This window comes from Acidicapsa ligni (assembly GCF_025685655.1).
Taxonomy (GTDB): domain Bacteria; phylum Acidobacteriota; class Terriglobia; order Terriglobales; family Acidobacteriaceae; genus Acidicapsa; species Acidicapsa ligni.
In genome coordinates this window covers 1,000,610-1,016,588 of sequence record NZ_JAGSYG010000002.1, presented here as the reverse complement: position 1 = coordinate 1,016,588, position 15,979 = coordinate 1,000,610, and the positions used below count along the sequence as shown (strand labels likewise).

At 53.7% G+C, this 15,979-nt stretch carries 8 protein-coding genes; 4 read left to right on the top strand and 4 right to left on the bottom strand.

Going from position 1 to position 15,979, the window contains the following annotated elements:
• Nucleotides 1-13: 13 nt before the first annotated feature.
• Both OHL19_RS10505 and OHL19_RS10500 read right to left on the bottom strand, forming a co-directional pair.
• Nucleotides 14-763, bottom strand: coding sequence for a thioesterase II family protein (locus OHL19_RS10505; RefSeq protein WP_263357615.1), 750 nt, complete (start codon nucleotides 761-763; stop codon nucleotides 14-16).
• A 237-nt stretch (nucleotides 764-1,000) separates the two neighbouring features.
• The gene (locus tag OHL19_RS10500) at nucleotides 1,001-2,347 is read right to left on the bottom strand and encodes a multicopper oxidase family protein (protein WP_263357614.1); all 1,347 of its coding nucleotides are present in this window, start codon (nucleotides 2,345-2,347) and stop codon (nucleotides 1,001-1,003) included.
• Between the two features lie 212 nt (nucleotides 2,348-2,559).
• On the opposite strand from OHL19_RS10500, the gene OHL19_RS10495 reads away from it, so the two are divergent.
• Nucleotides 2,560-5,037, top strand: a complete 2,478-nt coding sequence (locus OHL19_RS10495; RefSeq protein ID WP_263357613.1) for an ABC transporter permease — start codon at nucleotides 2,560-2,562, stop codon at nucleotides 5,035-5,037.
• Nucleotides 5,038-5,130: 93 nt separating this feature from the next.
• A complete protein-coding gene (locus OHL19_RS10490) occupies nucleotides 5,131-5,928 on the top strand; it encodes an NIPSNAP family protein (protein ID WP_263357612.1) in 798 nt (265 codons plus the stop codon).
• Between the two features lie 54 nt (nucleotides 5,929-5,982).
• Here the strand turns inward: OHL19_RS10490 and OHL19_RS10485 are convergent, their stop codons facing one another.
• A complete protein-coding gene (locus tag OHL19_RS10485; RefSeq protein WP_263357611.1) occupies nucleotides 5,983-8,946 on the bottom strand; it encodes a glycosyl hydrolase family 28-related protein in 2,964 nt (987 codons plus the stop codon).
• A 581-nt stretch (nucleotides 8,947-9,527) separates the two neighbouring features.
• Between OHL19_RS10485 and OHL19_RS10480 the strand changes: the two genes are divergently transcribed.
• Nucleotides 9,528-10,826, top strand: a complete 1,299-nt coding sequence (locus OHL19_RS10480; protein WP_263357610.1) for a glucoamylase family protein — start codon at nucleotides 9,528-9,530, stop codon at nucleotides 10,824-10,826.
• A 73-nt stretch (nucleotides 10,827-10,899) separates the two neighbouring features.
• Nucleotides 10,900-11,973, top strand: coding sequence for a LacI family DNA-binding transcriptional regulator (locus OHL19_RS10475; protein ID WP_263357609.1), 1,074 nt, complete (start codon nucleotides 10,900-10,902; stop codon nucleotides 11,971-11,973).
• Between the two features lie 392 nt (nucleotides 11,974-12,365).
• Here OHL19_RS10475 and OHL19_RS10470 read toward each other — a convergent pair whose 3' ends face one another.
• Nucleotides 12,366-15,899 (bottom strand): carboxypeptidase regulatory-like domain-containing protein, encoded by a 3,534-nt coding sequence (locus tag OHL19_RS10470; protein ID WP_263357608.1) that lies wholly within the window; start codon nucleotides 15,897-15,899, stop codon nucleotides 12,366-12,368.
• Nucleotides 15,900-15,979 lie beyond the last annotated feature (80 nt).

Here is a 15,979-nt window from a genome sequence, read left to right as displayed (position 1 = left end):
TGGATCTTTCTGTTTAGCGTGCGCAGCTCACATTCAAAAGAGTGTTGCGAATGATCTCTGTCAGCTTTGGCCTGGCGCTCTGAAGATACAAGTGATCTTCATCGAGAAGGAGCAAGTCGAACGACGCCTGAGTCTGACTCTTCCATCCCTCCACTTCCGCAAGCGACACGGTCTGATCGTAGCGGCCGGCAAAGGCTGTGATCGGGCAGTCGAGCGGAGATATGCCGGGGCGAACATAGGACTCCAGCACTCGCATATCCGCTCGAATAATACTCAGCATGGCCTTCAAAAATTCCGGGTCAGCTAATATCTCCCCAGGTATGCCATCGTAGCGAGTAAGGATCTCACCGAGTAGATCAACATCGGACAGGTGCGCCACGAGCGGCAGCGGCGAGGGTAGATGAGGCGCGCCCGTTGCTGAAACGAAAAGATGCGCCGCTTCGTAGCCGCTTTGCCTCTTGATTTCATGAAGCGTCTCAAATGCGACGAGGCCGCCCAGACTATTGCCGAAAAACGCGAATCCCCGATCGTCATTCAGGTGTGGCAAAATCGCTTCGCACAAGTCCTGAATCAACGGTTTCATTGAGACATAAGGCTGCTCTCGAAACCGTCCCTCGCGCCCCGGCAGTTCAATGAGCGTCAGCTCAATTTCCGGCCCCAGGCTGGACGCCCAGCCTCGAAAGGCGGACGGGCCCGCGCCTGCGTGAGGAACGCAAAAAAGACGAAAAGTTTCTAAGTTTCCTGTAGGAGTCGTTTGAAACATAAGATGTCACTCGACTGGAATCGACGTAGAGTTTCGCAACAAGCTGTTATGCGCGGAGAGTTCAAGTGATTCAATGTTTCAGGCTGCAACCTTTAACGGCACCCATTCGGGAGTCATATTCAATAGAGTAGCCCACGTGAAGGCATTTATTACCGTTTTTCTTTGCTATAAGGCCATGCAGGGATGCCACAAAAGGGCTATTCCAGATGACCCATTCTTGGGAAGGCATAGCCGGTGTCATGCATATTGAAAAAGCATCATGAACCCAAAATCCATGTGGCTCTGCTGATGGCAATGAAACAGCGTCGGGCCAGGATTGTTAGCCGTAAAGTCCACTTCAGCGCTGCTCTTGCCCTTCACGATAAGAACATCCTTGCGCAGACCCGAGAGCGGCTTGCCGTCGAGACTCGTGACCTCAAACGTATGACGGTGCAGATGGATTGGATGATCGTCCGTGCTCTTGTTAGTCATCACGAGGCGATATCGCTTCCCGCGTTGGAGCGAAATCGTATCTGTCTTCGGATACGATTTTCCGTTGATCATCCAGTAGTCAAACTCACCGTGTCCGCGAAATTTTGAATCGAATACCAGCGGGATGCGAACGTCTGGTTCTTCGCTACTGGCGCCGCTGTTCGCAAAGACACGATAATCCCACTCGTAAGCTGGCGCATCGGATTTCTGCCAAACAGGCTCTCCGGTCTGATTCGCATATTCGATGACGATTCCCATGCCGGCCTTGCGCAGGTTGTCGTTGGTCTCGCCCAGAATCCAGACACCAGGATGATTCATCTCGACGACAACATCCACGCGCTCTGCCGGAGCCAGTCGGATCGCAGGCACCGGGGACGGATTGGGAACCGCATTGCCGTCCATTGCGATAACTCCAAACCGATGGGGTCCAAGTGCGAGTGAATGCATAACCGTTGCGCTCGCATTGAGAATGTGAAAGAGAACAAGCTGCCCCTGCCGAACACGGATCGGATCGCCATGGCCCAGCATCCGGTCGTTGATCGTCGCATAATCGTAGACCACATCCATGGACGCATCTGAACCGCCGCCCATGTAGCCTTTCCAATCATGCAGCGTCAGAAAAATCTCCTGATCGTAGCTGCCTGCATTGTCTTTTGGCTCGACATAAAAACAACCGAACTGACCGCCGTACAGTCCTTCTTTGAGGTTATGCCCGGCGTAGGTATGCGTGTGGTACCAGCGAAATCCAGAAGGCTGCGGCGTAAACTCGTAACGCAGTTGCCCCCTGGCAGGAATCATCGGCGAACCTTCTTCCATCGCACCGTCCTGAAGCGACGCAATCCGCATGCCGTGCCAGTGGACGATCTCTTCCTTCGAGGTGAGATTTCTGACGTCGATGGAGATAGGTTTGCCTTCAGGCCAGCGAATCAACGGCCCTGGCACCTGTCCGTTATAGGCGACTGTCGAAATGACTTTACCCGGCGCGATTTCAAGCTGAATCGGGGCGATCTCAAGCGTAATATCGGCTGGTTTTGCCTGGGCCCGCAACAGCCGATTCGTTGCAGATATTGCAGCAGCTCCCGAAAGGGCGAGAAATCTACGTCGAGTCGTCATCCAAACCTCGTCTATAGTGTCTCAAATTTCCCTCCGGCGACCCGGGCACGAGGCTTCTCTTCAGGAATGGATTTTCTCCCGCCAATTTTCTACATCGTGTGAACTTTCTCTCCCTCCCTGACGTAACGCCTTAGAGCAGCGGCCATCCCAACTCGACCGCAGCACGAAATCCGGCGATTTTCTGGCGACTTTGCAGATGAGAGGTCATGCGCATGGCGATCTTTTTCGATCAGTTCAAACAGGTACTGAGAAGGCTCGGCCGAGCGCCTCTCTTCACTGCAATCACCCTGATCACGCTGGCCATTGGCGTTGGTGCAAATACGGTCGTCTTCAGCGTGATCAATGGTGTGATCTTGAAGCCGCTGCCTTATCCCCATGCGGAGCAACTGATCGGCATCTGGCACACCGCACCCGGAATCGGCATCAAGGATCTCAACATGTCGCCGTCCATTTACTTCATAGATCGCGAGCAGAATACAACTCTGCAGGATGTCGGTGCCTACACCGGAGACTCGCTGAGCGTGACTGGAACCGGCCAGCCGGAGCATGTGAAAGGCCTCGACGTAACCAATGGAGTCTTACCTATTTTGGGAGTTCAACCGGCGCTTGGGCGGCTCTTTACGCGCCAGGATGACTCACCCGGTACGCCCGAGACGGTAGTGATTTCATATGGATATTGGCAGCAAAAATATGGCGGCAACCAATCCGTCATCGGCCGTACTATCGTCGCCGACGGAAGACCGCGTCAGATCATAGGCGTGCTCCCCAAAGACTTCCACTTCCTGGATTACCAGGATGTCGCGCTTTATCTGCCCTTTCAGTGGAATCGCAGCGAAACGAAGCTTGGCAATTTCAGCTATCAGGGCATAGCGCGCATGAAGCAGGGTGTTTCGATGGAGCAGGCAAGCGCAGACATGGCGCGGCTGCTGCCTATTTCGATTCGCAGCTTCCCTGCACCCGATGGCTTCAGCGCAAGCATCTTCGACAAGGCGCGCATTCAGCCCAATCTACGTTCATTGAAAAAAGATGTGATCGGAGACATAGGCAATGTGCTCTGGGTGTTGATGGGCTCTATCGGCATGGTGTTGCTTGTGGCCTGTGCCAATGTAGCGAATCTGCTGCTGGTGCGTGTGGAAGGCCGGCGTCAGGAGCTCGCTATTCGAACTGCCCTCGGCGCTGGACGCGGGCGAACTACAGCCGAATTGCTCTTCGAGAGTCTCATTCTCGGCATATCTGGAAGTGTAATCGGACTCGCGTTGGCATATGCAGCACTGCGCGCACTTATAGCAACAGCGCCAGTAGGGCTGCCTCGCATTCACGAGATTGGAATCGACTTCCCCGTGCTGCTTTTCACCCTTGGGTTGGCCCTGTTTGTGAGCCTGGTCATTGGCCTGATTCCGGTAATCAAATTTGCAGGATCAGGCTTGAATAGCGGTCTGCGGGCCGGTGGTCGAGCTTTGAGCCAGAGCCGTGAACGGCATCGTGCGCGCAAGACTCTGGTAATAGTGCAGGTAGCACTGGCATTGGTATTGCTCATCTGTTCGGGACTGATGATTCGCACCTTCCAGGCGTTGATGCATGTATCTCCCGGATTCGCCGATCCAAACACTCTACAGACATTTCGCATCTATATTCCCGAGACGAAAATCCCCGATACGAAAGGCGAGCAGGTCATACAAATAGAGCAACAGATCGTTGATAAGCTGGCCGCTATCCCAGGTGTATCTTCAGTCGGATTTTCGACTGCTGTGCCCATGAGCGGGTCCGACTCCAACGATCTTCTTTACACGCAGGATCACCCCTTGAGCGAGGGCCAGCTACCTCCCATCCGGCGATTCAAGTTCATCTCTCCCGGCCTGTTCAAGACGATGGGCACACCACTCATCGCCGGGCGCGACGTAACCTGGACGGACACATATCAGAAGCGACCCGTAGCTATCATTTCTGAGAATATTGCCAAAGAATACTGGCACGATGCAGCGCATGCGCTCGGCCAGCATATTCGAGTAGCAAGCATCGATGACTGGCGTGAAGTTATCGGCGTCGTCAGAGATGTCTATGACGATGGAGTCAACAAGGATGCACCTCCAAGCGTATATTGGCCAGTGCTTCTGTCTCGATTCGAAGGACAGAAAGAGTCCGTTCACCGCAGCGTGAGCTATGTAATTCGCTCACCCCTGGCTGGTTCTGAAAGCCTGATGAAACAAGTCCAACAAGTTGTGTGGTCCTTCGATCCCGACCTCCCGCTCGCCGACGTTACAACTGTCGAAGCTCTCTATACAAAATCCATGGCGCGAACTTCTTTCACCCTCGTGATGCTGTGTATTGCCGGAGCAATGGCACTCCTCTTGGGGATCGTCGGCATTTATGGAGTCATCGCGTATTCCGTCTCGCAACGTACTCGCGAGATTGGCATCCGAATGGCGCTAGGGGCTCAGCGACAGACGTTGACAACCATGTTCGTACGCCAGGGCCTGCTGCTTGCCGGTGTTGGCATCGGATTCGGATTGGCGGTCGCGTTTATCGTCATGCGGCTTATGTCGTCGATCCTGTTCAACGTCAGTCCCACAGATCCTGTGACTTATGGCGTTACCACTTTTGGCGTGGTCGTCATTGCCTATCTGGCCTGCTACTTTCCTTCACGACGAGCTGCTACCGTAGACCCGGTGCACGCCCTGCGAGCCGAATAGATCCATGAGCTTTCCCTTGAAAAGAGATCGAAAAACAAGACCGATGAAGTAGCATACAATTCAAGATCATCGATCGAGTGAAAAGGGGGAGCATTGGAAAGACGTCGTTTTCTAACAACATCTTTGGGAGCATCTGCACTGGCGCTCGGAGCACGAAACCTGCCAGCGCAATCACCCGTAGCTGCAGGCCGCGAATACTACGAACTCCGCCAGTACCATCTCCAAAGTGGCCCACAAAGCAAACTGGTCGAGAACTATTTATCCAGCGCGCTCATTCCGGCGCTTAACCGTCTCGGCATGTCGCCAATTGGCGCATTCAACCTGACCGTCGGCCCGGAAACTCCGACAATCTATGTGCTGATTCCGAGTAACTCGCTCGATACTCTCGTGACAGCAGACCTTCGTCTTGCCGAAGACGCGGAGTTTCTCAAGGCTGCTGATCCCTTCTGGAACGCGCCCGCGACACAAACACCGTATGTGCGTATTGAAAGCACCCTGTTAGTTGCTTTTGAAGGCAGACCCAAGCTGAAAGTTACGCCCGTATCGGCCGACCACGGCAAGCGTGTATTTCAACTCCGCACATATGAAAGCCCTACGAATAAAGACCATGTGCGAAAGGTCGAGATGTTCCATAAGGGCGAGTTCGCTATCTTCGAACGCGCAGGATTCTGGCCCGTCTTTTATGCCGATGCACTTATCGGCCCACGGCTACCCAAGTTAACTTACATGTTAAGTTTTCCCGATCTCGCAGAGATGAACTCCAAGTGGGATGCTTTCACCAGCGATCCTGAATGGAAGAAGCTATCGGGCTCTCCCAGATACACAGAAGAGGCCATCGTCAGCAACGTGACCAATCTGGTCCTAAGCCCTCTGGCCTGCTCTCAAATCTAAACAACCTGTTACAAAAAGGCCCGCTGCGAACGATTGCAGCGGGCCTTCTCTACTTTAGAGCCCCTTGTACTTCGTCCTGGCCGAATAGAGAGTAGTCCGTGTCAGGATAAACAAGGTCTTTCCATCGCTTCCACCAAAGAGCAATTGCTGCGGCCTCTCCGGCACATGGATGGTATCGATCCGCTTGCCATCCGGGCTATAAACATAGACATCCCCTGCAGCAAGATACACGTTGCCATGTTCATCCTGCGCAACACCTTCACCGCCCTCGTCTGCGAAAAGTTTTGCGTCTGTGATGTTGCCATCCTCGGCCACTGTCGCTACGTAGGTCTTCTCCTGTGACTCGTCGCTTATATAAAACTTCTTCCCAGGTTCCGCATGTGCAAGCCCATACGCACGCAGTACGTCGTGCATCTTAATTCCGTAATACAGCGATCCACTTATAAAATCTTCTCCTGCTGGCAAAAAGAGAGACCCATCCGGTGAGACGAACTGGTAGGGCTTTTTCTGCACTATCTTCGACGCAAAGTCATTCTCATTACGCCAATAATCAACAGGAAGAACAGCCGTCGCGCCCGCGCGTTCCGCGGCTGGCTGCGGCTTAAGGATAGTGATATTGAGATCCGTCGCATCTGGTTTAAAGCTGTAGACAGTGCCGTTCCCTTGATAAGAAACTACAATCAAATCTCCGGCTTTATCGAATATTAGGTTGCCCGCGTCGAGCGGATTATCTCGCACCTTGATCAGTTCATGCTTCGCATCTGACCAACGATAGATCGTCTGCCAATGAGCATCGACAAAGTACGGATCGCCTCCCGCATCGACCGCTCCTCCAGAGATATTGAAAAATCCGCCCGTAACTTTATCTACACGGCGATCGTTTGCAAATATAGCTGACTCTTTTTCACTTGCCTTCTGCGGCTCATTACCGGAGACATCCATATACGCGAACTCACGGTGCCGTACGGGTATATCGTACGTTGCATCATAAACTGAGTTATCGAATGAGGCTTTGCTGTCGCTATAAACATGCACATTGCGGAAATGGATGTTGCGCGAGTTCTGTACTTTGATTGCATAAGGAAACGGCTGAAACATGCTGACCACGCGATAGGAGTGGTAGTTAGCAACCGTGATGTCATGCGAATCGAGTATCTCCAGCGGCAATGCAAAACCGCCCTCGCCACGTTCTTCTTCTGTTTGCAGTGCGTAGATCTGCCAGTTTGCAGCATTCCGCAACATGATCTCATTGCGAACATGATGCTCGCTCGAAAGCTCGTAAACGCGTCCCGAAGTGGATGTATTCGAGATATACATGCCAGCCTGCGCGAACGTGCTCGGTGTCCAGATATCCAGGAAAGTGCCACCCCCGCCATCCGTAATCCACAGGCTTGGATACTGGCCATTCCAGCGGCGTGAGAGCTCTGAATCGGCAGTGTGCGTGTTGTTATAAATATCCCCACCATGATGCTCAGGCTTCGGATCTGGAGTTCTGTCTACCGTTCCATGGCCGCCAAGGAATCGCACATCATTCACCAGGGAATCCGCACCTGCCATCCACTTCAACGCGACCGCGCGTGGATTGATGCCATTGGTATAGAGACCAATTCCTGTGATGATATTCGTCCCGCCCTTTGGGGATTCAATCATCGCTTTAGGGTCACCTACACCATCGAAGGCTTTGGTGTGATCCGCCAGAAAAATTCTCGTAATACTAGGCTGCAACCCGATCAATACTGTGTCCGATTTGAGCGTAACGGTGTCGGTAACGCGATACTGCCCTGCTGGAAAAAAGATGGTGCGATGAGCATCGATTGCCTGCTGCAATGCCTGTGTATCATCCGCTATTCCATCTCCCTTCGCACCCATATCGCGAATGTTGACCCACGTGTTCATCGCAGGCAAGCCGGGAATATCTGTCCTTACAGGGTCGGGCAATATCTGCACGCCCTTTGCTTCGAAGACATCTTCAATAGCAGGCGTTGCCCCTATATCCGCATAATGCAGCCCGTGGCTAAAAGAACTCACAACATAATTTGCGTCCTTGCCATGAATCTCTTTTCCACTCTCGCGGAACTTCGCAAAGGTCGGCACGTTCCTGCACATGACATTCTCCGCATTGATTTCCGTATGCGGATTATTCTCATTACTGATCACAATTGCAGGCCCGGTCACATCTTCCAGACGAGCATCTTTGATCCAAAGCTCTTCGGGGTAGCTCGCGTCTATATCAATTGCCGTTGGTACATTTTTGAACTGCGGACGAACGAGCGTCAGGCCTGCTTCATGTTCGCGAATAGCCGCTTCGCGCTGGCCATCGAAAGATGCATCAATGACGGCAAACTGCCACCCTGGCGAAGGCTTGCGAGTCCATATGCCATACTTGCCACCGTGAAAGTGGACATCCTCCGCGACATTGCCCCCATCATGAATTCCCGCCAATCCAGAGCCAATGTGAAAATCGATATGAGCAAGAAAACAGTGTTGAGCATACCGCGCACGTACGCCGACAGCGCCAGGATTTCCATCTTTGATTTCGATGTCGACATTGCTCAGTGCGGAATAAAATGTGCCGGGGTTCGCATCCGATGGCTTTTGATCGGCACCACTGGTAATGGAACCATTCGCCCCGCGCGCGCCTGGGCGACGGCCTGCGAAAAAGACCATATATTCCGGATCACCTTGAAATCCGGGTGTGTTCTCTGCAAGCACAAGCACCGGGCGCGTTGGGCCATAGCCGATGAGACGAATGCCGGGCCAGATATAAATCGTTTTCGATAACCGATAGTGACCGCTCGGCAGCAGCACGACTCCTTCATTGTGCTCCTGCTGTACCTGGTTGATAGCTTGTTGAATCGCTTCGCTATCGTCAGCCTTACCGTCGCCATGAATAGGAAAATGATCGGGCGTCAGCAGAACAGCTTGTGGATCTTTAGGCTGTTCCGTGTAGTAGGACGTTGCCGACAGAGTTGGCACACAGAAAGACAGAGCAACAAATGCAAGCAACGACTTCAACATCCGGATCGCCTCGTTTGAGATGTTTAACGGTTGGTATTTTGAGAATAGCCTGCGCAAATAGGACCGACACTCATCCTAAGAGCAACAATTCAACTTCAGAATCAGAGTGCGGGCTGCATGAGCATCAGACTGCTTCCGGGGCAGTGTTGTCAAGATCGGCCTCTACCTTTCACCAGAAGACATGCGATTGTCTTCATTTCTTCGCTTTGTTCTTCTCTCCGCTATCATGGGATTCCGCAATCGAACGATGGAACCCCCTCATGATGACAGCCGGACACGCATGCGCACGTATCTTGAAAATGATCTGCGAAATAATCTTGCCATGAACGGACAAGCGGCATCGGGGCATCCAGATCCACTCTGTATACGGGAGTCTTGTTTGACAATGGAGTAGGGCGAGTGTTATCAAATTCCAATGCGCAATCGCTTGCGCAAACGCTCAAAAAGTCTACTTTCCACAGCTGAAGCGGTGTAAATCAGGCCAGTAGCGGCAAAGTGGCGCAGCCAGCCGATGGGCTGCCTGTTTCGGGATTTCAACAAAATAGCTAGCATCAAATTAGAGAATGACGATGAGGAAATCTATGGATAACACAATAAATCGCGTCAGTCGCCGGACAATGCTTGGTCTCGTGGGAGCAGCGGCGGTATCGCCATTTGTTCCGCAGCAGCTTGCGATGGCGGAGAATTCCAGCCTCAAAGCCGAGGACACAGCCTTCCTGGAAGAGTTGGAAAAACGGGCATGTCTCTTCTTCTGGGAGCAAGCCAGCCCGACCACCGGCCAGGTATTGGATCGTGCTCGCAACGATCTTGCGCCGGGCGCACGCGATCCAAGGCGAATGGCGAGCATTGCATCAACGGGATTTGGGCTGACGGCTCTATGCATCGCGGATCATCGTGGCTTTTTATCCCGCTCCGAGATCGTCGATCGAGTGAGAACTACGCTCGACTGGCACCTGAATCATCTGCACCATGAGCATGGGTTTTATTACCACTTTACCGATCTTGAAACCGGAGTTCCCTTCCCCGGCTCTGAGGTCTCGTCGATTGATACGGCGCTGTTCCTGTGTGGGGTGCTGACTGCCCGTGCGTATTTCAAGGATGCGAAGATCCACGCGCTGGCTACGCAGATTTACGAGCGTGTGGATTGGCCCTGGATGTTGAATGGCGGCAATACTTTTTCGATGGGGTGGTTTCCTGACAAGGGATTTCTCGCTGCGCGCTGGGAGCACTACTGCGAACTGATGATGATCTATTTGTTGGCGGTCGGTTCACCGACACACCCGGTTGCGCCGAGTACGTGGAAGGCCTTTACCCGTCCGACAATCGACTATGCCGGATTCAAATACATCAGCGGCAATGATCCCATCTTCACGCATCAGTATTCGCAGGCCTGGTTTGATTTCCGGGGCAAGCATGATGACTACACGAATTATTTCGACAACTCAGTCAAGGCAACCAAGGCGCACAAAGCATTTTGCCTGTCGATGCCCAAATGGTACTCCGAAGACTACTGGGGTATCAGTGCATCCGACTATGCTGAGGGATATACCGCCTGGGGTGGGCCTCCGCTGCAAGGGCCTGTGGACGGAACCGTGGTACCGTGCGCAGCCGGTGGATCACTGGCGTTTGCTCCTGCCGATTGCATCCATGTCCTGCGCGCTATGCAGGCCAAGTATGGTGCTAAAGCATGGGGGCGATATGGTTTTGTCGATGCGTTTCATCCGTCCGCGAACTGGTATGACAGCGATGTACTGGGTATCGACCAGGGCATCACTGTGATCATGGCTGAGAACCTGCGCAGCAGTCTGATATGGGATACGTTCATGCGCAATCCCGAAGCAGCAGGCGCGATGAAGAAGGTTGGCTTTGTGCGTGGATAAGCTCACGCATGAGCCCTCAACATACGAACGAATCAGTTGTGCTGCTATCATTCGGTTTTGATAGATAAACACAATGACAAAAAAAGCTAATCCTGGCCACGCTCACGCTGAGAAATTGACGCGGCCAGTTGCCGGAAAATCCATTGCGCTCAAGGAATTGAGCGCATACCTTAGTCTTTCGCAATCCACCGTGTCCCGTGTGATCAACGGGGGGGCCAAGGCCCATCGCATTGCCGAGGCTACGCAGCAGCGTGTGCTGGAGGCTGCTGCATCCTTTGGCTATGAAGCCAATGTGATCGCGCGCAGCCTTCGCCAGAAGCGAACATTCACGGTCGGCGTACTTGTTCCCGAGATCAGCGAGGGATATTCGACTGCAGTGTTGAGTGGGATAGAAGATGCTCTCCTGAAGGAGGGCCTCTTCTATTTTGTAGCGAGTCATCGCCATCACGAGGAGCTGCTTGCGGAGTATCCACGGCTGATGATTTCACGGGCTGTGGACGGCATTATCGCTGTGGACACCAAGATGAGTGAAGAGGTTCGTGTGCCGGTGGTGGCGGTCTCAGGGCACTGGCATAATCAGAACTCGATCAGTGTGGAGCTCGATCACATCCAGGCTGCTCATCTTGCGTTGGAGCATCTGCAAAAACTGGGACACCAGCGGATTGCATTTATTAAAGGACAGTCCTTCAGTTCGGATACCAGCCGGAGGTGGAAGGCGATTCGCGAAGTCGCGAAAAAGCTAGGCATCGAGATTCATCCCGAGTTGACGATTCAATTAGTCAGTCCCGATGCGGGGCCTGAGCCTGGTCACCAGGCGACGCAGGAGCTGCTTGCACGCCGCATCCCTTTCTCGGCAATTTTCAGCTTCAATGACGCCTCTGCCGTGGGGGCCATCACTGCTTTACGCGAGGCTGGGCTGCAGGTGCCGCGCGATGTCTCGGTGGTGGGCTTTGACGATGTTCTCTTTGCGGCTTCAAGTCACCCGGCACTCACGACTGTTCGGCAGCCTTTGCGGCAGATGGGCCAGATAGCGGCTACGACGCTTCTGGGGCTGATTCAGGGGGATGGAAAGCTGGCTCCCGGTTCGGTGATCACCGTGCATCCTGAATTTGTCATTCGGAAATCTACTACGCGTTCGCCGCATTGATTGTGTTTCGCTTAAGGGCGAATGGATGGTGAATTGTGCCTGTACCCTGGGGGGTGGGGGGCTATGTAGATTTTTTCTATTGGGGGCTATTCGAAGGGCTAAGGTTAAGGGCAGAAACAGATTCCCTTCGGGAATGACAGACAGAAAAGCAGCGGCAACAGCAACAGCAAGAGCAGCAGCAACGGCAAAGGCTAAGGGCAAAAGCAAAGGCTAAGGGCAAAAGCAAAGGCTAAGGGCAACGGTAGCTGCAGCGGCTCTGGGCTGAGGTGGACGTCGATTTCATTGTGCGACTGTTGCGGCTAATTCTCTGCAATTGATTTCTTGAATGCGCAAAAATGGCCCGAATAATTCCGGGCCATTTTTGCTGTGCGATTTGGGATGCGTGGAACTATTTAGAAGCTGAAGCGGGCCTGGAAATCGATGGTTCTGGATCCAAGTGCGCTTGATGCCTGGCCAAGATTTGAGTTTTCCACGTTGGTTGCGAGACTGCTGGGGTTGATGTTCAACAGATTGAAGACATTGAACATGTTGGCTTTGATTTCGATCTTCGCACTCTCGCCCAGGATACGCACGTTGGGCAGACCAAATGCTTTAGAGGCAGTGAAGTCGACGTTTCTGTATCCGGGGCCGGGGAACGAGTTACGATCGATTCCCGGTGCGGGGATGAAGTTGTTGGTTGTCTGTCCAGGCGTGTCGGTGATGGCACTCGCGTAGTTCAGAACCTGGAAGTAGTTGTTTAGGAACTCATCCTGGTTGGTGCCGGTGTGAGAGGCTCCCTTGTTGGGGAAGTTGCTGCCGGTTTTGAATGCGTTATTGCTGGTGCTATTGCCAGCTCCGCCAAGATAGATGGGGCGCAGGTTTGAGAATCCATAGTTGCAGGTATTGCAATAGATCTGGTGTGGCTCCTGATACAGCGGGGTCCAACCATAGCCGGTGTGGAGGGTCAGGATACCGCTGAAGGACCATCCGCCAGCGACCTTCTCAGCCCAGTTGTGATTGGCATGAAAGATAACCGGCTGCCAGACACCAAAGAACTTGAAGGACTGGTTGATGTCGAAATCCGAACGCCCGTAAGAGAAGCTGGGATTGTACAAATAGGGATCACGTGCGTATGGACCCGAGTCGGTATCCATGCTGTGGCCCCAGGTGTATTGAGCTTCCGCAGAGAAGGTATGCGAGAACTGATGCTTGATTCCGGCGAGCATCATGTTGTTATTGGATTTGCCCTGGCTGCCGAAGGTGTTGACGCTGTTGACGAGAGGATTCTGCGGGGCACCCATGATCTGCCCGAGAGCCGTGGCGTCGTAGTTATAGAGGGTATGGTGACTGGAACTACCCTCGTAGCCCAGGTTTGCGACCCATGCATGTCCGAGATCGATCGACATGTCGATCGAATAGTGATGGGAATACTCGGTAGGCATGTGACCGGGCAAGCCGCCTAGATTTGCAGCGCCTGTCACGGGCAGACCATTGGAGTTAAATGCTGTGATGGCATTTGGGTTGGCAGGATAACCAAAGAGATCGGTCGGGCTGCTGGAGATGGCGTAGATGATATTCGGATTGATCTGCGTCGGATTCTTACTTGAACCTGGGAGAGAGCTGGTTCCCGGCGGATTGCCGTCGTAATTGTTGGCCGTCGCGAGTTGTTGCTGGTTGTAGTTCAGGCCATAACCACCGCGGAAAACCAGCTTTCCATTGGAGGAAAGCGGGCTCCAGTTGAAGCCAACCTGCGGTCCGAAGTTCAGCTTTTGTGCCGTCCAGGCAGCGATGCCGGTGCGGATGTTGATCCCTGTCAGAAAGTCGGAACCGTTGCCGAAGGAGAGGACGCCCATGTGGTCGTCCTTGTCGGTGAGCGGTCCGAAGTAAGAGTAGCGAAGTCCGGCACTCAGGGTTAGATTGGGACGGACTTTCCAGTCGTCCTGAAAGAAGACGCCGAAGATGTTTTCGCGATTGTCATTGCGGAATCCGCCGGGAATGCCGGTGGTCGCCTGGAAATTGCCGCCTTCTGCTTCAGGCGCATCGTTCAGGAAATCCCATAGGTTGTAGAAGCTGTAATTTGGGGTTCCGACGGGATCATTCAAGTAGTAGAGCCGGGTGAAATCAACACCGAACTTCATCGTCTGCGAATGGAGAACTTTGGTTGCAACGTCCTTGTAGCCATAGGTCCATTGGTCCAGATGAGCAGGCGCTGATACGCCAAGGTTACCGAGGGTAATGCTTCCGGTTTCGGTGACGCTATCCTGGGGCAGACCGAATGGAGCCTGAGCATTGCCGTTGAGCTCGTTGTAACGCCAGCCTGCTGCGTTGGCACGAGCCTCGTTCAGGAAGGTCGGAGAGAAGATGTGATTCCAGATCACGGAGAAGGCATCGTTGATCTGCGAGTGATTGAAGAGTTGATATCCGAGGCCACCGTTATGCGTTGTGGTGGTGGCTGGAACCCAGTAAATTGCAAAGCTGGCGTGATCTTTGCTGGTTACATCGGCGTCGAGACGGCCGTTGTACTGCTTGAAGTCGCTGCTGGTTGGATTGTTTGTGCTGTACTGGGCGATATCCGCTGTGTTGGAAAGTCCATTTCCAACGCCGGGTGTGCCGTTGCTGACGTAGGTAAGATCCTGCGTCCCGAGGCGAGTGGCAAGCGGCGAGCCGATGTTCAAACCTTGCCCTGCGATGGTCCGGCAGTTGACGCCTTCGGTTAGTCCGGCATCGTTGCAGGTTGCAGAGCCAATCACTGTGCCGAGAACGGCTGCTCCGGGGAACGACAGATACGTTGAGGCGAGGCTGTTGGTTGGAGCGAGTGCCGCGAGCGCCGCAGTCGGGAACCATCCGGTGCCGGTCGCTAAGACGTTCTGGCTTTGGCCCTCGTAGTTGAAGAAGGCAAAGATTTTGTTTTTCCAGATTGGCCCACCGATACTGCCGCCCCATTGGTTGTAGCGGTCGGAGTCCCGGAGGAGACCGCGTTCCGAGGGGGTGAGCTTGATTCCGGTTTTCGGATCAAAGGCCTGCACCGATGAAGGGCCATTCCAACGCTGATACGCGTTCAGTCCTGGGCGATTGACCTGGAGAAAGAAGCTGCCGTGGATGTCGTTGGTGCCGCTCTTCGAGGTGATCTCAGTAAGCGCGCCGGAGAACCGGCCATTTTCTGCGTCATAGGCATTGGTGACAACCTTGACGTTACCGACTGAATCCTCGCTGGGGGTGATGACCGTTGCTCCGCCCCAGACCGCGCTCACGGTGCTGATGCCGTCTACGGTGTAGCCGTTGGTTTCAAACTGGCCGCCATTGGCATTTGCCGAGGCGCCGTTTTCCGTTGCGAAGATGCTGCTTGAATGTCCTAAATTGCCGCCACCGCCGGAAGATGCACCGGTTTGCGTGCCGGGGGCCTGGAAGCCGCCGCCGCCGCCGGACTGCGATCCATCGGCCTGAACTCCGGGGGCGAGTTGGATAAGGCTGGTTACGTCGCGCTGGAATGCGGGCAGATGCTGAATCTCATTCTCTGTGATGGTTCGCCCGTTGTTTGCGGTCTCGGTATCGATAGCAGGGCTGGTCGAGGCATCGACTGTCACTGTCTGCGAATCGGCTCCGACGCTCAACTGCACGTTGACTGCGTTGGCCTGCTCTGGAATCAGTTGCAGCTTATCGAGGACCTGGTTCTGGAAGCCCTTCTTTTCGACGACGAGGCTGAATGTATCGGCGGGCAGGGCGTTGAAGTTGTAGATGCCCCTGGCGTCGCTGATGCGGACCTGTTTGCCGTTGGTGCCGATATCGGTGAGGGTGAGCTTTGCGCCTGGAATTACAGCCCCGGTGGTATCGGTCACGACCCCCTGAATCGAGGCACGATATTGTGCCTGTGCGAGCGGCGCTCCAACGATCATCACGACGATGGCCGCGAGCATAATTTGCCACTTTATCTTAAATTTCAAGTTCATATTGCCTCCAAAGCAGAACAACTGGTTGCCACGGGCTGTCTCGATGATTGAATCGATTACACAGCCCTACGAGCCTTATT